General features: G+C 53.6%; 15 protein-coding genes. 5 read left to right on the forward strand and 10 right to left on the reverse strand.

All coding sequences use genetic code 11. From position 1 onward, the window contains the following. Window positions 1–7: 7 nt before the first annotated feature. The gene (locus ACT3RU_RS09625; RefSeq protein WP_412767835.1) at window positions 8–883 is read right to left on the reverse strand and encodes an alpha/beta hydrolase; all 876 of its coding nucleotides are present in this window, start codon (window positions 881–883) and stop codon (window positions 8–10) included. A gap of 165 nt (window positions 884–1,048) precedes the next feature. Here ACT3RU_RS09625 and ACT3RU_RS09630 point away from each other — a divergent pair, with 165 nt between their 5' ends. The 4 genes from ACT3RU_RS09630 (at window position 1,049) to ntrC (ending at window position 6,724) form a co-directional block, all read left to right on the forward strand. Then, window positions 1,049–2,077, forward strand: coding sequence for an acyltransferase family protein (locus ACT3RU_RS09630; RefSeq protein ID WP_192527326.1), 1,029 nt, complete (start codon window positions 1,049–1,051; stop codon window positions 2,075–2,077). Between the two features lie 487 nt (window positions 2,078–2,564). Continuing rightward, on the forward strand, window positions 2,565–3,971 hold the full coding sequence (gene glnA / locus ACT3RU_RS09635) for a glutamate--ammonia ligase (RefSeq protein WP_172117682.1): 1,407 nt from the start codon (window positions 2,565–2,567) through the stop codon (window positions 3,969–3,971). Between the two features lie 270 nt (window positions 3,972–4,241). After that, window positions 4,242–5,300, forward strand: a complete 1,059-nt coding sequence (gene glnL / locus ACT3RU_RS09640) for a nitrogen regulation protein NR(II) (RefSeq protein WP_192527327.1) — start codon at window positions 4,242–4,244, stop codon at window positions 5,298–5,300. Beyond that, window positions 5,297–6,724 (forward strand): nitrogen regulation protein NR(I), encoded by a 1,428-nt coding sequence (gene ntrC / locus ACT3RU_RS09645; RefSeq protein WP_087108876.1) that lies wholly within the window; start codon window positions 5,297–5,299, stop codon window positions 6,722–6,724. Before glnL ends, ntrC begins: the two co-directional genes overlap by 4 nt. A gap of 17 nt (window positions 6,725–6,741) precedes the next feature. Here ntrC and ACT3RU_RS09650 read toward each other — a convergent pair whose 3' ends face one another. The 4 genes from ACT3RU_RS09650 to ACT3RU_RS09665 form a co-directional block, all read right to left on the reverse strand. Continuing rightward, entirely contained in the window at window positions 6,742–7,278 is a 537-nt protein-coding gene (locus ACT3RU_RS09650) for a YqiA/YcfP family alpha/beta fold hydrolase (protein ID WP_192527328.1), read from the reverse strand. Window positions 7,279–7,283: 5 nt separating this feature from the next. After that, window positions 7,284–7,415 carry an entericidin A/B family lipoprotein gene (locus ACT3RU_RS09655; protein WP_087108872.1) on the reverse strand — a complete coding sequence of 44 codons (132 nt, stop codon included), beginning with the start codon at window positions 7,413–7,415 and terminating at the stop codon, window positions 7,284–7,286. 1,153 nt (window positions 7,416–8,568) lie between these two features. Further along, window positions 8,569–9,108, reverse strand: a complete 540-nt coding sequence (locus tag ACT3RU_RS09660; protein WP_087108870.1) for a phosphatase PAP2 family protein — start codon at window positions 9,106–9,108, stop codon at window positions 8,569–8,571. Continuing rightward, window positions 9,071–10,234 carry a glycosyltransferase family 4 protein gene (locus ACT3RU_RS09665; protein ID WP_483392662.1) on the reverse strand — a complete coding sequence of 388 codons (1,164 nt, stop codon included), beginning with the start codon at window positions 10,232–10,234 and terminating at the stop codon, window positions 9,071–9,073. Before ACT3RU_RS09665 ends, ACT3RU_RS09660 begins: the two co-directional genes overlap by 38 nt. Before the next feature lie 487 nt (window positions 10,235–10,721). On the opposite strand from ACT3RU_RS09665, the gene ACT3RU_RS09670 reads away from it, so the two are divergent. Beyond that, entirely contained in the window at window positions 10,722–11,720 is a 999-nt protein-coding gene (locus ACT3RU_RS09670) for a mechanosensitive ion channel family protein (RefSeq protein WP_441678150.1), read from the forward strand. 45 nt (window positions 11,721–11,765) lie between these two features. Here ACT3RU_RS09670 and ACT3RU_RS09675 read toward each other — a convergent pair whose 3' ends face one another. The 5 genes from ACT3RU_RS09675 to phnD all read right to left on the reverse strand — a co-directional run bounded on the left by ACT3RU_RS09675 (window position 11,766) and on the right by phnD (window position 18,123). Beyond that, window positions 11,766–12,299, reverse strand: a complete 534-nt coding sequence (locus ACT3RU_RS09675) for a helical membrane plugin domain-containing protein (protein ID WP_441678152.1) — start codon at window positions 12,297–12,299, stop codon at window positions 11,766–11,768. Further along, on the reverse strand, window positions 12,299–15,265 hold the full coding sequence (gene fdhF, locus ACT3RU_RS09680) for a formate dehydrogenase subunit alpha (protein ID WP_193056570.1): 2,967 nt from the start codon (window positions 15,263–15,265) through the stop codon (window positions 12,299–12,301). The genes ACT3RU_RS09675 and fdhF overlap by 1 nt, the downstream gene beginning before the upstream one ends. Before the next feature lie 253 nt (window positions 15,266–15,518). After that, window positions 15,519–16,322 (reverse strand): phosphonate ABC transporter, permease protein PhnE, encoded by an 804-nt coding sequence (phnE, locus tag ACT3RU_RS09685; protein WP_193056569.1) that lies wholly within the window; start codon window positions 16,320–16,322, stop codon window positions 15,519–15,521. 16 nt (window positions 16,323–16,338) lie between these two features. Further along, window positions 16,339–17,142 (reverse strand): phosphonate ABC transporter ATP-binding protein, encoded by an 804-nt coding sequence (gene phnC, locus ACT3RU_RS09690; RefSeq protein ID WP_193056568.1) that lies wholly within the window; start codon window positions 17,140–17,142, stop codon window positions 16,339–16,341. A 99-nt stretch (window positions 17,143–17,241) separates the two neighbouring features. Beyond that, window positions 17,242–18,123, reverse strand: coding sequence for a phosphate/phosphite/phosphonate ABC transporter substrate-binding protein (gene phnD / locus ACT3RU_RS09695; protein WP_193056567.1), 882 nt, complete (start codon window positions 18,121–18,123; stop codon window positions 17,242–17,244). Between the last annotated feature and the right edge of the window lie 157 nt (window positions 18,124–18,280).

An 18,280-nucleotide genomic window follows, 5' to 3' on the forward strand; every position in this document is an offset into this window, starting at 1 on the left:
TTGCTAGTTATTGGTTAATGGGGCCCTTGCCAATGTGCTGAAACATAAAGGTTAAGGCCGCAGGTAGGCTGGCACGCCAAACGCGCCAAGTGTGCCCGCCGGGGTAGAGGTCCAAGCGTACATCATTAGGCTGAATGCGTTCCATGGCTTGGCGTAGCTGGCGGGCGTGAAACTCGGCGTCGTACACATCGCTGCGGCCTGCGCTAATGTAAAGTGGCACGATCGGGATGTCGCTCTCTTCTGCGCTGGGCCGGGGCGTTACGTTAATGCGATACGCTTCAAGGTAAGCGGGGTAGTTGAGCTGGTCCCATAAAGCAGTATCAAAATTGCCTTGCTCATCCAAAAACGCGGGATGGCGGTGTGCTGAGGAATTGCTCGGCGGATACGGAAGATAGCTTGCCGGGCTTAGCGCTGCGGCGGCGGCAAACATCTCGGGCTTTTCCAGGGCAAAGTTAAGCGCGCCAAACCCTCCGGCGGATAGCCCGCCTACGCCGCGAAGCGCTCGCGTGGCGCCCACTCGGTACTGGTTTTCAACATGCGGCATCAGGTCGTTAAAAAAGGCGCTGCGGGCGGCCTCATTATGGCCGTCTACCCACCAGCTGCGGCTACCGGGCATGATGAAAACGGCAGGAGGAATGTGCCCCGCGCGAATCAAACGATCAGCGGTTTGGGCAAGGTTGCCCTTGGCTAGCCAGTCTCGTTCGTTGCCAAAAGAGCCATGGAGCAGATAAACCACTGGGTAAGGCTCGGCGGCATTGGCGTCATAATGGTCGGGTAGATACACGGTGTAAGGGTAGTCGTGGCCCAGCGTGGGCGAGTCAAAGGTGTCGTAGTGCACCTCGCCAGCAACGGCGGTGTTAAACAGGCTCCATAGGCCCGCCAAGGCTGCCAGGCTGGTCAACAAGGAACGTAACAACCCATGAAATACACTTGAAAATGAGAAGAGTGACAAACAGCCTCCGGGAATTATCGCAGGGTTATAGCGTCGTACACCGTACCCGCCGACACTGTTCAGCGCAGGCGAATGTCAAGCATACATGGAGCAGGTATGCATAAAAGGATAGAGGAAATTTACTGGTTGCGTGCGTACGGCTGCGTGGCCGTGTTTTTATTTCATTTGCTGGACCACGTTAATCAGCGTGTGGATAACCTGGCCACCGACCTGATGCGCCTGCCGTTGGTATTGGGCACGCCGATCTTTTTGTTCATTTCAGTGTTTGTGTTTGCCATGCGCTATGACAAGGCAGTGCCGCCCGGCTTTTTGGCCCAACGGGTGAAGTACGTCATGCTGCCTTATCTGGTTTATGGCTTTATCTACTCGACAGCCGAGTGGGTTCAGCTGTATATGACAGGGGAGCCGGTAGGCTTTGCCGCCAATGCGCTGGAGTACTTTGTTTTCGCCGGGTGGCACGGTTATTTCTTGATTATCGCCATGCAGTTTTATATCGCTTATTGGCTGTTTACCCGTTGGCAGCTGTGGCGCTTTAACCCGGTGCCGTGGCTGTGGGTGAGCTGTTGGGTGAGTATGACGTACTGGGGAGTAGCGTATTGGCTGGGTGTGGCGCTGCCGGGGTATCTGCTCTGGGTGGCGCCTCTGGGCTGGATATATCTGTTCTTTCTAGCCCTGGTGCTGGTGCGTTACTACCCCTTTGATAGTGGAGCCCAGGCACCGCTGCGGCCTTTATGGATGCAGTACCTGTCGTGGCCTTTGTGGCTGGTCGTGTTGGTTTGCCTGCTGGTCGCGGCCAGTGTGGCGGGTTGGTTGCAGTTCTCATCCAAGGAAGTGTGGGTGATACCGCTGTTCATGCTCTCAACGTTTGTAGCGATGCGTTATTTAAAAGACATCACAGCGCCTCGCTGGGTGCGCTATATCAACCAGTATTCGTTTGGTATTTACCTGGCGCACCCCATGTTTTTTGCCATTACCGATGCACTGGTGATGCCGTTGGCGTTGCCTATAGCGGTTTACGTGCTGCTGCTGATAGTGATGGGTGCCACGGGCTCTATCCTGCTCAATAAAATGGCGAACACCACAAAAGCCGGGGCCATGATGTTTGGCAAGCGACTAAAAGTGTAGGGCGTTGACGCGCCGTGCGGTGGGTTGGAAGCTGAGAGGGGCGCTCAATGTCTTTTTATGCACCAATTAGGTGCGCTTATACTTATATTTGATCTATTTTGGGTCAAAAAAACAGGTCAGCGTGTGTTTAGAAGCCTCGGGAAATATTTATGCGTCATAGAGAGGCATGTAGGCGCATTTTTTATATACTTTAAAACAACAGGTTAGTGATTTCGTAGGACATGTTGGTGCAGGGTTGGCATGTTCTCTGCATTATATTTGTCAGCGGCTAGCCACCGTAGGCAGATGCCTCTCGGCGTGCTACAACAATAGCCGGTTTGAAATGATCGCTAGGCGATGTGTGATTCAATTTCAGGCAAACGTTAAGCGAATAAAAAGGATAGGCCTGTCAGGCACGCACTTTATTAAATGACGGGGTTTGTCTAATAACACTTTTATCGATAGCTTACTGTTACATGCTTTAAGCCACGCCCATATCGGAGGCACAATGTCAGCCAAGACTCTCGCGCTAATTGAAGAACATGATGTTAAGTGGGTGGATCTGCGTTTCACCGATACTCGTGGTAAAGAGCAGCACGTTACCGTGCCTGCCCGCGATGTAGACGAAGAGTTCTTCGAGAATGGCCAAATGTTCGATGGCTCCTCAATCGAGGGCTGGAAAGGCATTAACGAATCCGACATGATCCTGCGCCCGGAAGACGGCACTGCTTTCCTCGACCCCTTCACCGAAGACGCTACTCTGATTTTGCGTTGCGATATCATCGAGCCTGCCACGATGCAGGGCTATGACCGTGACCCGCGTTCTATCGCTAAGCGCGCTGAGGCGTACCTGGAGTCTACCGGCTTGGGCGATACTGCTTTCTTCGGTCCGGAGCCTGAGTTCTTCATTTTTGACGAAGTGCATTGGAAGTCCGACATTCAGGGCTCCATGTACAAGATTTCTTCCGATGAGGGCGCTTGGGCGACCAGTAATCAGGTAGAGGGTGGCAACCTGGGGCACCGTCCGCGCGTTAAAGGCGGTTACTTCCCGGTTCCTCCGGTCGACAGCTTCCACGATATTCGTGGCGCGATGTGTAACACCCTGGAAGCGATTGGTCAGACCGTTGAAGTTCACCACCACGAAGTGGCGAATGCGGGGCAGAACGAGATCGGCGTTAAATTCAATACGCTGGTGAAGAAGGCGGACGAAGTTCAGGAAATGAAGTACGTGATCCACAACGTGGCCCACGCGTACGGCAAAACTGCGACCTTCATGCCCAAGCCGCTGGTTGGTGACAACGGTTCTGGTATGCATATTCACCAGTCGTTCTGGAAAGATGGTCAGAACCAGTTTGCCGGTGATGAGTACGCAGGCCTGTCGGAAATGGCGCTGTATTACATCGGCGGTGTGATCAAGCACGCACGCGCTCTGAACGCCTTCACCAACGCCTCGACCAACTCGTACAAGCGTTTGGTACCGGGGTTTGAAGCGCCGGTTATGCTGGCTTACAGCGCCCGTAACCGTTCCGCCTCTATCCGGATTCCCTATACGGTAAGCCCCAAAGGCAAGCGCGTTGAAACCCGCTTCCCTGACCCGACCGCTAACCCGTACCTGTCGTTTGCTGCTCTGCTAATGGCAGGTATCGACGGCATCAAGAACAAGATTCATCCTGGCGATGCCATGGACAAGAACCTGTACGACCTGCCGCCAGAAGAAGGCAAGTTGGTACCGACCGTTGCCAACAGCCTGGACCAGGCTCTGGAAGCGCTCGACGCTGACCGTGCGTTCCTGACCGAAGGTGGCGTGTTCACCGACGATATGATTGATGCCTATATCGAACTCAAGATGGAAGAAGTGGAGCGTATTCGCATGACCACGCACCCCATCGAATTTGATATGTACTACAGCTGCTAATCGCGTTTTGACGCGATAGCCCTAAAACCCCGCTTCGGCGGGGTTTTTTATTGCACTTAACCAGTGAAAGGGTACGCCTTAACGGTACTCCATGCACTAAAATAGTGCATGTGGTGGATCGCACCATGGCAGGTTGCGCGCTTAACGCTCGTTGAATCAAGGCTTGGCGCCCACAAGGCGTGCATGCTGATGAAAGGGGCCAACCTGGCGTGCTTTTTGCAGTTTCTCTTACGTATTGAACGTTTTTATCAGCGACATTCAGGACACTTCATGTATCAGCGTTTACTAGAACATCTCTCCATGGCAGTACTGCTGCTGGACGGTGAGCTCCGCGTACGCTGGATGAACCCTGCCGCCGAAGCGCTGTTGGCAGTAAGCTTTAGCCGTGTGCAGGGGAGCAGCCTGGATACCCTGCTGGGCGGTGATGAAAGTATCGACCAGGTGTTGGCCAAGGCGCGGGATGCCTTTCATCCCTACACCCAGCGCGAGGCGCGCATTACCCCGGTTAACGGTGAGGCGCTGACGGTGGATTACACCGTGACGCCCCTGTCGGAAGACGAGCTTCTGCTGGAAGTAGAACCTCGTGACCGCTTGATGCAAATTTCCCGCGAGGAAGCGCTCACCACGCGCCAGGAAACCATCAAAGTGCTGGCCCGGGGCTTGGCCCATGAAGTGAAAAATCCGCTGGGCGGCATCCGCGGGGCGGCTCAGCTATTAGAGCGTGACCTGGATAAGCCTGAATTGCGTGAGTTTACCCATATCATCGTGGAGGAGGTTGACCGCTTGCGTGATCTGGTGGATTCGATGCTTGGCCCGAATCGCATTGTTAAGCACGCGCCGGTGAACATCCACAAAGTGCTGGAGCGGGTAAGAACGCTGCTGGTGGCTGAACATCCGAATATCACCATCCGCCGCGATTACGACCCTAGCCTGCCGGACCTTTCCGGGGATGAGGCGCAGATGATCCAGGCCGTGCTTAACGTGGCCAGGAACGCCGTGCAGGCCATGAGCGATGCCGAGACCCCTGTGCCCGAATTGATGCTGCGCACCCGTGCCCGGCGCCAGTTCACCCTGGGTGCTGAGCGCCACCGGTTAGTGAGCGAGGTGGGTGTGATCGATAACGGCCCTGGTATCCCGGAAGGGCTTAAAGAGACGCTCTTCTACCCGATGGTGTCAGGGCGTGCTGAAGGCAGCGGATTGGGGTTGTCCATCGCTCAGTCGATCCTGCATCAGCATCAAGGGTTGATTGAATGTGACTCACGCCCCGGGCACACCGAGTTCCGCTTACTGATTCCATTGGTTATTAATTGCACCGGAGAAGCATCATGATAGAGGCGACACGTAACGAGGTTGCACGGGTGGTCGTTGTGGATGACGATCGCGCTATCCGCTGGGTGCTTGAACGTGCATTGGCACAGCCGGATCTTGATGTAGAGTGCATAGAACGCGCCGATACAGTACTGGAACGACTGCTGAAAACCCCACCGGATGTGCTGGTGACTGACATTCGCATGCCGGGCATTGATGGGCTGGATCTTATGTCGCACATCCGTGAGGCGCACCCGGATTTGCCGGTCATCATCATGACCGCTCATTCGGATCTCGACAGTGCAGTGGCCTCTTATCAAGGCGGTGCGTTTGAGTACCTGCCCAAGCCGTTTGATGTGGATGAAGCGCTGGCGCTTGTGCGCCGGGCGGTGGCTCATGCGCGCGAGCGCCAACGACCGATCAGCGTTCCCGAAGGTTTGAACGCAGAAATCATTGGTGAAGCCCCGGCCATGCAGGAGGTGTTTCGGGCCATTGGGCGGCTCTCTCATTCGCATATTACTGTGCTCATCAATGGCGAGTCGGGCACCGGTAAAGAACGTGTAGCCCAGGCACTCCACCAGCACAGCCCCCGGGCGGGCAAGCCGTTTATTGCCCTGAACATGGCGGCTATCCCGCGTGATCTGATTGAGTCTGAACTGTTTGGCCACGAAAAAGGCGCGTTTACCGGGGCCGCTGCCCAGCGCCAGGGGCGCTTTGAACAGGCCAACGGCGGCACGCTGTTTCTGGATGAGATCGGTGATATGCCGGCTGAAACCCAAACTCGCTTGCTGCGCGTATTGGCCGACGGTGAGTTCTACCGAGTGGGCGGACATACCCCGGTCAAGGTCGACGTGCGGATTATCGCCGCGACACACCAGAACCTTGAGTCGCTGGTGGATGATGGGCGCTTTCGTGAGGACCTTTTTCACCGCCTGAATGTTATCCGCATTCACTTGCCGCGTCTTGCCGAACGCCGTGAGGATATCCCACGACTCACACGGCATTTTCTTGCTGAAGCCGCCAAAGAACTTGCCACCGACATCAAGGTACTCACGGCTGAAACCGAGGAGCACCTGACGCGCCTGTCGTGGCCGGGTAACGTGCGCCAACTGGAAAATATCTGCCGCTGGTTAACGGTAATGGCGTCTGGGCGTGAAATTCTGGTGGAGGACTTACCGCCAGAGCTACGCTCCCCCCAGGCAACTGAAAGCGGTGGCCACGGCGACTGGCGCACCGCCTTTCGGGAATGGGCCGACCGTGCTCTGGCCGAAGGGCATACACATCTGTTGGAAGAGGCCGTACCCGACTTTGAGAAAATTCTGATTGAGACGGCGTTAAAACATACCGGTGGGCGTAAAGGAGAAGCAGCGGAATTGTTAGGCTGGGGGCGCAATACACTAACGCGTAAATTAAAGACGCTGCTACCCGCCCTGGCAGACGAATAATGGTGCCACTGTTCGCGCTAAACGAGCATTGATTGCTTGGTAAGCGTTTGGCACTGCGTTAGAAAACGCTCAAAGTCGCTCAGTATGGTGTCCAGGCTAGCGTGAAGACGATGGTCGTCATCAACCATCCGTAACGAGAGTTGCTGCAACCGGGCGCGTTCAATAACGGGGCCGGGCAGTACGACGTCATCCTGCCAGCCGTGGATGATATGGGTAAGCTGAGCCTGAATTATCGGCGAGGTTTCGGGGTACGCCGGTAAGCCAAGCGCAGGGGCAAGTAAAAAACAACCTAAAAGGGGATGCTGAGCGCTAACCGCAGCGCTCAGCCATCCTCCCAAGCTTGAACCCGCTAGCACACATGCTGCGGGGTTATCATTGCGTTTTGACAGAGTATCCAACAGATGATCCAGCCGCCTGGGGGGCTCTGCCATGCCACGGTAATCCATAACGACCGGCTCACAATCATCGAGCGTTTCGGCGATCCCTTTGAGTGCTTGAATTTTCAAGGCACCGGGCCCGCTTTCCAAGCCGTGTGAAAGATAGACGGTCATCATTATGGTTATTCCGCTGCTCTTTCAATCGCCTGGCCGCCTTCCGAGATATCCTCTCCCGCGCCATGAATCGTATTACAACCGCTGATCGCCAGCAGTGTGGTTAATAGCACTACACCCATCGCCCATGTGCGTTTCATTGAATGATCCCTTCTTGTTGATCAGAAATAGTCGTGAGTAGAAACAGTCTTGCGTAAAACCATTCTTGCATAAAACAGTACGGCTGCCTCAGCAACGCAGTAGCCCATACCAAGTGCGCCTTCGAAGTATCTTGCCTTCTCTTTATATTAGCCAGCAATAACACGTTAGGGTAATAAGTAGTACGTTTTGGCCGAAATAAAGTGAGCAATGGCCAAACGTTCAGCTTCCCCAGTGGCGCTTAGTGTCACGGTTGCCATCTAATGGGCAGGTATTTTTTGTCGCATGTGCCTTTTTTGCACACGGTTAAAGAGGGTTTTAGTTGTTTTTTAGAAAAGTATTTTTGTTTCAAGTCATTGATTTAATTGTTTTTATGTTTTTATGTTGGTGGTTGGCCTAAAGCCTGCAATATCATGAGTAGGAACAACATGAGCGGATTGGTAGGAAGTAAGGGAAGGCAGGAGCCAAGTAGAAGAACAGGACGTTAAAGGACACTCATCCGCTCATTTGTATTAGCATAAGGATATGCTAATCGTCGAGGCCAAGGATTGGCTGAGATGCAAAATGACCACTTCGCGTAAGCGATGTGGTTTTTTTGCGTTGTGTGTTTTTTTAAGTTGTTGAAAGTTATAACATTGTTGCTTTCTGCTTATAATCTGCAAAAGATTTGTACAGATGACGTCGCCGATTTAGTCTATCCTTGCAGCATACTAAATCTAAGCGGTTAGAACATGCCAATGCAGTAGCCGCGCATTTCAGGAACAAGCGTTATGGCGATGGGATTGATGTTATGCATGTTTGTGCTGTTCTTGGTGTTTTCCGCCATCGGGTTATACATGATGTTTAAAAGCTCTTTTATGGTCACAACAGAAAACCACGAAGACATACCGCCCGATATTTGATGTTTACCGCCCAACGGCGCGTTCTAAGAATGATACATACACTAAACGATCATGCCCACGAAAGTGGGCATGATCGTTTGGGGTGAGCATAACGCGGCGGGCTATTTTTTCTGCCAGCGGCCACGGCCTCTGTCGGGCACCATGCGTCCGATAATGAATGCGAGAGGGCGTATGCCGTCTTCGCAAGACCAAGTAAATGACAGGGTTGGTTTTAACGTAGTGCGTCGTGGTTAAATTGGCGAATAGTTAATGTTTAGCCTGCCCAATAGAGGCTAAGTAGAGCAAAGCCATAACCCATAGCGGCGCCTGCAAGAACATCGCTAATGTAGTGTAATCCAAGCCCAACACGAGAAATCGCAATCAGTAAGGCCAAAGGCACTACTAAAGGCAGCAACCACGGCGTATGGACTGCCACCAGTACGCTGAACAGCATGGCATGCATGGTGTGGCCGCTAGGGAAGCTGTAACGGTCACGCGCAGGCTCCCCGCAATGCACGCCCCCCAGGTAGGTGATAAAAGGCCGCTCGCGGCACAGGCGCGTTTTGACCAGGCGGTATACTGCCATCGCCAGCAGTGCGATGCTGGCGTATTGCACCATACGCCAGGTTCCATCCGGCTGTAGCCAAGGCTGAGCGGCTATCAGCAGTACCCAGATAGGCCAGTCACCTATTCGACTGGCGGCTTGCAAGAGAATTCGCCACGGGCGAAACAGGTTGAGTCGTGTCACCCGCTGGCAGAGGCGCCACTCCAGCAAATCAAGACGATCGAATACGACAAGCGGGCGCGGACGCATGGTAATTCTCCTGGGCTTGCTGAAGGTACTGCATAAACTGGTCTGCAATGCCCGACCAGCTTTGCTCAAGTGCGCGAAGGCGCGCAACACGCCCTAGCCGTGCATAGTCGGCGGGGTGTTGGCAGAGCTCGACGGCCGCTTGCTGAAACGCGTCGCCATCATCAAGCGCTATCGTCATGCCGTTTTGATCATTTTCGATCAGTTCAGCGCTTGCTGCGTATCGATAGGCCACAACAGCCAGACCACTGGCCATGGCTTCCGTAATCACATTACCCCAGGTTTCTGACAGCGAAGGGAAGACAAAGATATCGGCGCTGGCATAGTGGCGGGCTAATTCATGTTTATCGACGAACCCGGTGAAGTGTGCATCAGGTAGCGCCTTTTCAAGCTGCGCACGCGCTGGGCCATCGCCCACAATGACCTGGGCCATATCCGGGCGCACTTCACGCATGGCTTGCAGTGTTTCCTGGAGTAGCGAGAGGTTTTTCTCAGCGGCTAAACGACCGACATAAATGGCCACTGGCTGATGGTCACTCACTCCCCATTGGCGGCGTAACGCGCTATCCCGAAAAGCGGGTGAAAAGCGCTCTCCGTCGATCCCGCGCGACAGCACCTTAACACCGTGAATGCCTTGGCGGCGTAGCGTCTCGGCTTGTAAATGGGTGGGGACCAGCGTGGTGGTACAACCATTATGAAAGTAGCGTAAATAGCGCCGCGTGGCAGAGGATAACCACGACACACCGTAATCGTGGCAGTAGTGGTCAAAGTTGGTATGCCAGCCCGCCACCAGAGGAATATTGAGTTGCCTCGCCGCATGTCGTGCCGCCCAGCCAAGCGGGCCTTGGGTAGCAAGATAGATCGTATCAGGACGGTACTTACGCCAGAAACGGCGCAGCTTAGCGGGCGTTACCAAGCCTACCTGTACTTCCGCATAGCCAGGTAAAGCGACAGATTTAACCTGCATTTCCTGGGCAATATGCGTAGCGCTTCCGGGTACTTTGGGGCGCGGGCGAATCACGTCGACCGTTACGCCCTGCTGGTGCAGTTCGTGGTTAATGCGGCTTAGCGTGTGCGCAACGCCATTAATATCGGGTGACCACGTTTCACTCACAATACATAGCCGCATAAACGATACGCCCCTTAATCATATTTTAACTTAGTGTGGCCGGTAACGATGACATTGCCAAGTCAGGACAGTGAAAAACTAGTGACATAAATATCAATCGCCGTTTGTTTACTTATTGATAGGCCTGCTTTTTAACGGCGTTATTATTAATAGATTACAACCTGATAAAAGCAACTGAAAGAGGAATTTTATAATAAAAGATTCGTTGGCTATTTTTTTTACCGTTGGGTGTGCTGCAGTGTTATTAGGACAATAGGGTTTTCACGGACAACTAAAAAGAGCCGTGGGCGCATGCCACTACGTTCTGTGATGTTGCTTGAGCATATTGGTAGTGCGTTGCTAAGAAGTGGTATGTTTTATTAGGCTCTAATGACGTTTTAATAAAGAAGATTTGCCATGCTTGGATGGGTATTCATGAATGAACACTGGTTTTACATGGCGATGAAGCTGGGCGAAATTGGCGGCTCCTGGAACAAGGAACGGAAACATGATGATCAACGACTGGATAAATGCGGGGCTCTTGATAGCTTTTCTGACGGTCGCGCTGGCCTCCGGTTTTATCATGCGGAAAAGAAAGAGCTGGTCCCACAGCATCTCCGTTCACGTTGTTCTGTTCGCCGCGAATGCGGGTTTCCTGCTGACTCTGAATAAGACCATCAATCAGATACTGGTCGACAGGAAGGTCTCCGCCATAAAGCCGGATATCATTGACGACCTGACCTTGGTGGCTATTGGTCTGACCGCCATGCAGCAAACCTTCCTGCTGATTAACCGCCTGACGGCCGATCAGGTAACGAAGGGAAGCGATAAAACCTCGGCCACAAGCATCGCTCGCATCCTTAAACTTGCAATGGTGCTGGTGTTACTGCTTTTGTTCAGTGAACATCTGGGCCTGAGCTTTTCGGGCCTCTTGGCCTTTGGCGGCTTCGGCGGTATCGCCATCGGTATTGCCGGACGGGATGTTCTAAGCAATGTTTTCTCCGGCGTGATGCTCTATTTCGACCGCCCCTTCAAGTTTGGCGACTGGATTCGTTCTCCAGACCGTAATATTGAGGGTACCGTCGAGGAAATCGGTTGGAGAATGACGAAGATCATCACCTTCGATAACCGCCCGCTCTTCGTCCCTAACTCCGTTTTCTCAACGATCAGCGTCGAAAATCCGGGGCAGATGCGTAACAGGCGCATCAGTACTACGGTCGGCCTCAGGTACGAGGATGCCGACAAGGTTGCCGCCGTCGTCAACGATATTCGCGCGATGCTTCAGAAGCACGACGGCATTGATTTCACGCAGACTCTCCTCGTCTACTTCAACGAATTTGCGGATTCCTCACTAAATATTATGGTCTATGGTTTTACCAGGACCACGAAATGGGCTGAATGGCTGGCGATCCAGCAAGATATCTACCTTAATATCATCACTATCGTGCATGGTCATGACGCCGATTTTGCCTTCCCCTCTCGGACTGTCTATCTTGAGAAGGATTAAACTCACGCCACCGTTAATAACCATACACAGCCTTAAGCAATATGTTTAAGGCCCTTCGGTAGGCTTGCTGGTGAAATCCGTCACCGGTTTATCTATGGGCTGGTCCAGCCGCTCGGAAAAAGCCCGCAGGCCTGCCAGAATCGGTTTAAGGGCATACCACAGCTCGTCATCTTTGAGCATGTGATACACCCCGGTGATGCCGGGGGCGCTGTCTTTTTCTTCTTTCTCTTTGTCCTGGCTTCGTGCTTGCTCCTTGTGCTTGGCCTTGTCCTCATGGCGATGGTTGCCAACCTGCTCAATTCCCTCTTTAAGCGCAAATATCACTTGGTAAAACCGATCTGGTGGTAGCGTTGAAAGCGTCATCACGATGACCGATAAGTTCTGAATAGTGTTAAGCGAGCCGGGTTTATTTAACCCGTCTACCGCAATACGCATTAGCTCATGATTAGAGGCAACCATGTCATTGGCAAACCGCAGCAGACCGTGCTCATGGAGCGTTTGCACCAGCCTATCAAGTTCCTCCTGAGCATCCGGGCCGATAGTAGGCGGCGGCACGTCGTAGGAAATTCGTTCGGCCATCACATTTTCCTCGGATTGGTTTGCTGGGCAGGCGGAAGCTGGTAGTCATCCTTTGCCCATTTGACCTCGACCGCAACGCCCTTATTGGGCGTACGGTGGCCGTAGCGGTAGTTGTTACTGGGGAGCGGGAGGGCGGTGTGTTTGTCGAGCACTTCAAGCTTTACGGCAACTTCCTTATAGGCAGGTGTTTGCACATCGGGGTCGTTATGTTCGCCGGTCAGCGAGTTAACCCCCAGTTTGCCGAAGTGAATGGGCATAAAAAGAGTTTTTCCTGCGGCACGCTCGGTGACGATAGCTGGAAACTCAATGCTATCCCGACGTGAAGCTATCTTGACCCATGTGCCGTCTTCGATCCCGCGCTCGGCGGCAAGCTCGGGGCTAACTTCAACAAACCCATGGGCTACCTGGTCACAAATACCCGGCGAGCGGCCAGTCTGATTGGTTCCCTGAAACTGTTCCAACAGACGACCGTTGTTCAACATTAGGCCGTACTCTTTATCCGAGGCCTCTGAAGGCTCTTTCCACTCCAGCGGAAACAGGCTAGCTTTGCCATCCTCCGTCGGAAATCCATCGGTATACAGCAGTGGCGTATCGGTGCCGTCCTCGGCAACCGGCCAGAGCAACGACTTCCAGCCTTCCAGGCGCTCGTAGCTGACCCCCGCGAACATGGGGGATATAGATGCGCACTCTGCCATGATCTCGGAGGGGTGGTTATAGCCCCAGTCGTGGCCCATTTGCGCGGCAAGGTCCGTTAAAATACGCCAATCTGGGCGGCTGTCGCCCAGTGGATCAAGCACTTGGTAGAAGCGCTGAATACGCCGCTCGGTATTAACAAAGGAGCCGTCTTTCTCGACGCTGGGGCAGGCGGGCAGCACGACATCGGCAAACTCTGCGGTACGGCTCAAGAAGACATCCTGCACTACCATAAAATCGAGACTTTCAAACGCGGAATGGACGTTATGGGTATTGGAGTCGGAGAAGGCCGTTTCCTCGCCAATAATGTACATGGCTTTAAGCTTGTCCTCGGCGGCGGCTTGCACCATCAGGAAGTTGCCATAACCGATTTCACTGGAGAGCTGTTCAGGCTTAACGCCCCACCCTTTGGCCCACCGCTTACGGGCGTCTTCGTCGGTAACCTTTTCATAGCCTGGATACATATTGCGCAGGCAGCCAAAGTCGCTGGCCCCCTGCACATTGTTATGACCGCGCATGGGGTAGCCACCGGTGCCCGGTTTGCCGTAGTTACCCGTGACCAACAGCAGGTTGGAGAGCGCGGTGCTGGTATCCGAACCGTGGCTATGCTGCGTAATTCCCATGGCCCATAGCAGGCAGACACGTTTTGCCCGGCCGATTAATTCAGCGGCCTCAATCAATTGCTGTTTGGGAATGCCGGTTTTCTGCTCGGCAAAATCAAGCGTAAACGGCGTCAGCGATTCACGATACTCATCGACGTTATTGACCCAGCGCCCGAGGAATTCATGGTCGGCCAGGTCGTTATCGAACATATAGCGTGATAGCGCCGACGCCCAGATTAAATCGGTGCTGACATTGGGGCGCATGAAAAGATTCGCCCGCTCGGCCATTTCATGTTTGCGCGGGTCGAACACCACCAGCTTTTGGCCATGCAGCTTCTGTGAGGACTTGATGCGCGAGGCAATCACTGGGTGGTTTTCGGCGGTATTACTGCCTACCAGCACCATTACTTCAGCCTGCTCTATGTCCTTGATGGTACCGGCGTCGCCACCGTAACCCACAGTGCGGAAAAGCCCTTTAGTCGCCGGGTTTTGGCAGTAGCGGGATGAGTTATCCACGCTGTTGGTACCAATAATCAGCCGGGCAATTTTCTGCGTTAGGTAGGCCTCTTCGTTGCTGGCTTTACTGGAGCCAATAAAGCCCACGCTCTGTGGGCCGTGGGTGTCGCGCACGCTTATCAGTTGGCTCGCCACCAGATCCAGCGCTTCGTCCCAACTGGCTTCACGGAACTGACCCTTTTCCCGAATCAGCGGTGTCGTGAGGCGTTTTTCACTGTTTACAAAGTCCCAGGCAAATTTGCCCTTGATGCAGGTGGAGATACCGTTAGCCGGGGCATCTGGCGTGGGCTGAACCTTAAGAATGTTGCGATCACGGGTCCACATCTCAAACGCGCAGCCTACACCGCAGTAGGTGCATACCGTTTTTGTACGTTTGATGCCCGGCTCGCGCAAAGCGGCATCCAGTTCTGAAACACCGGTGATGGGTATGGCGCTGGTGGTGTTTTCGACTTCCTTGACTATTTCAATCATCGGCCGTTTAAGCGACCAGGGCAGTGCGGTCAGCGGGCCTGTCTGGCCGTACATGCTGTTTTCCTGCAGCGCATTACACGGACAAACCGTTACACAGTGGCCGCAATGTACGCAGCTTGAGTCGTTGATCTTTTCGCCACCATCCCAGAGTACGCGCGGGTTTTCGCTGGAAAAGTCGATGCTCAGCGTCTCATTAACTTCGACGTTTTGGCACGCTTCCACGCATTGGCCGCACAGAATGCACTGGTCCGGGTCGTAGGTGTAGAAAGGGCTAGAAGTATCCTTTTCATGAGGCTTGGGCGTGAATTCGTAGCGCTGGATGGGTATCTGCATTTCTACCAGTGCATTGTGCACCGTGCAGTCGCCATTGTTGTTCTCGCATACGGTGCAGTAAAGCTCGTGCTTGGCTAACAAGCGATCCATTCCTTCATGGCGAGCGGCTTCGGCCTCTCTGTCTTGGCTGGAAACGTTAAGACCCTCTTCGGTACGCAGCGTACAGCCTCGTTTTATCTCGCCGTTAACATTAACCCAGCACGTATCGCAGGTTTCGATAGGCCCCAGGGAGGGGTGATAGCAGACGCTGGGTAAGTTAATGCCTTGGGCTTTTAGAAAGTCGATTAGCGGTTCATCGGCGTTGCCGGTTAATGTTTTATCATCAAACGTAATCGTGCACGGTCGGTTCATGTGGGCATTCCTCCATGGATCCCTTGTTTTTTATCCTGGTATCAGTCCTCTTTAATGCGCAGATGTATTGGTCAAAAGGTAGTCAAGGGGGGAGGGTTGTAAAAGCGGGCGGCCCGGGATTGAACTTAAGTTAAAGCGTGAAAGGGGAATTTGAATGAGTATTCCGGAGACGCCGCGGCCTTCTGTATTAGCGCATTTATAGTGACAGCCAACGGCGATTTTAGATAAGTAAGCGCTTATATTTGATTGTGCGCTAAATCACTCGTTTCCGGATTTGTGAGGACAATTGCTCAAAGGCAATCACGACCACCAGAATGAATAGAATAATAGTCAGTGCGCGATCAAAATTGAAAAGCCGCATGGCAGCAGCTAACTCAACACCGATGCCGCCAGCGCCGACCAGGCCTAACGTAACCGCTGAGCGCAGGGCCTTTTCGACGCTATATAGGCTAGTCGCGGTCATGGAAGCCAGCGTCTCCGGCAAAATTGCGCCGCCGATCACTGAAAGCTTACCCGCACCGGTAGCGCTAAGCGCTTCAGAAGGGCCCGGGTGGACTTCTTCGATACGTTCCGAGAAAAAGCGCGCTGCAAAACCAATGGTGTCCATGATGATCGCCAGCACGCCAGCCATGGGGCCCAAGCCAACGGCCACCACGAAAATAAGCGCCCAAATCAAATCTGGAATGGTGCGCATCGTCGAAACAATAAACCGCGTTAGGGTGCGAACCCAGGAGGCGGGGGTGGTATTACGCGCCGACAGCAAGGCAAACGGTAGGCTAAGTATTACCCCAATCGTCACGCCCACAATGGCAATGTTTAGCGTTTCAAACATCGACCATGCCAATACATCTAGATTGCTGAGATCGGGAGGGAAAGCGCGGCCCAAAAAATGGCTCAGATTCACGACCCCGCGCAGCAAGCGCTCAAGCGTGACGTTGGTCGCCATGGTGCCTTGAATAAACAGGGCTAAAAACGCCAGCGCAATACCCCAGGTAAACAGTGACGGTCGTTTAAATCGGGGCGGCAACGCCGTCGCAAGCGGACGATTAGTAGGCATGGGCTGCTCTCGGCAGTTAGTGGGGAACGGGCGTTAAACGAGTAGGGGTCGAAAGCAGTGGTTGATCGACACGGGTCTCGCCTTGATACAGTTGCTGCATATCGTCTAATTCGACCTGTTGGCGTGGCGAGTCCAGGACAATTCTTCCTGCTTTCATCCCCACAATACGGTCGCCGTATTGCTGGGCGAGCTCTAGCTGATGCAGCGTGCAGAGCACCGTCATGCCTCGCTCTGTCACGACATCCAGCAATAAATCCATGATTTCACGGCCGGCTTTAGGATCAAGGCTGGCAACAGGCTCATCGGCAATAATAATTTCGGCATCCTGCATAAGTGTTCTGGCGATGGCCACGCGCTGCTGTTGGCCGCCTGAAAGTGCCCGACATTCAGCCTGTGCTTTATGCGCCAACCCTACTCGCTCAAGCGCCGCCATCGCCCGCTCGCGCAGCTCATCACTGGCGAAACAGGCAAGGCTGGTGAGAAGTCCTAAACGCTGCTGGCCAAGTGCACCGTATAAAACGTTTTGAAAAACACTCACGTTTTGCACCAGATTGAACTGCTGGAACACAACGCCTATTTTCTGGCGCAGCCTGCGCATTTGGGCTGTCGACAGGCGCGTTAGCGGCTCACCCAGGATGTGGATACTGCCTTGGTCGTGGGGGGCCAATCCGTTGAGACAGCGCATCAACGTCGATTTGCCGCACCCATTGGCGCCCAGCAAAATAACGCATTCGCCTTGAGTAACGCTGAGATTTAAGCCGCGTAGTACATGAAGCTTTGCGTAGTATTTATGCAAGTCAGTAATCGTGATCGCATTCATACAAAAACCTCCTGCGTTACTGCCAGGAGGGGGAAGTTATAGGCCATCATGTTGAAACCTTTAAACGGCACGTCCCTGTGCATGTTGGGTACCTAACCGTTAAAGGGGAATGCCCGCGGCTTCGTACGCTTGACGGACTACGTCGTAATCTTCATTGGTGCGGTCAAAGCCCAGCGATGAGTCTCGGTTTAAGAATTTGCCTTCGTTGCGCTCTGTGGCAATCAATGCACTCCACAGCGTATCGGCATTGGCATTTAGCGTGTCACGCAGTGCTGTTTTACAGGCATCATCTAAAGAGCCCCGCATAACCACGGGGTCGCCAGGCAGTACATCGCTAGTGGCGATAACACGGTATTCGCCGTTAGGATCCATTGCCTGAATCTCATCAATGTCGCGATTGCCGCCGCCCATGGCATCGACATCGCCATTGATCAGGGCAGCAATACGCGCGTCGCCAGCCATGATAATTTCCAGGTCCCGGTTAATATCCAGCCCGGCATCCACCAGCATTTGGCTTGGGAAAATATGTCCACTGGTAGAGCCAACATCCTTCAGCGCTACGCGATTGCCTGCTAAATCTTCAAGAGATTCGATATCGCTATCGGCGGGCACATAGAAGCTGCTGCCATAGTGTGGGCGCTCGATGGCGAACAGGATTTCAATATCGCTTTCGCGATCGAACAGCACGAATTCCGAAGGACCGGCAAATACCAGGTCCACATCGTCATATTGAAGCGCTGTTCCCGCCGCCGTACGGTTGCTTAGGCTAAACATCTTAAGCTCAAGTCCGGTCGTTTCCTCAAACGCCTCAGCGAAGGGGCCAAACGCTTCTGCCAGTGGCCCCATGCCTTCAATCCCCGTGTCGGCCATACGCAGCGGATTAGGACAGATGTCGCTTAAATCTTCATTGGCGTAGGTGGTGGCGGTCGTTGCCAGCGTTGCGGCGGTGGAGAGTGCAAGCGCGAGGAGTGACTTGTGCATTGTGAGCTTCCCAAGAGAGGAGATATCAGAGGCAACGCAGCTGTAGCTTGCCTAGCATGGAGTGATGGCTCCATAGAGTGGCAGCTGTTGATGACACTTGGGTGTAGCGAAGATGACGGTTTTATCTCTATCTCATGACATGGTGGTTGGAACAGTG

The sequence above is a fragment of the Halomonas sp. TP35 genome (assembly GCF_052375975.1).
GTDB classification, from domain to species: Bacteria; Pseudomonadota; Gammaproteobacteria; order Pseudomonadales; family Halomonadaceae; genus Vreelandella; species Vreelandella citrativorans.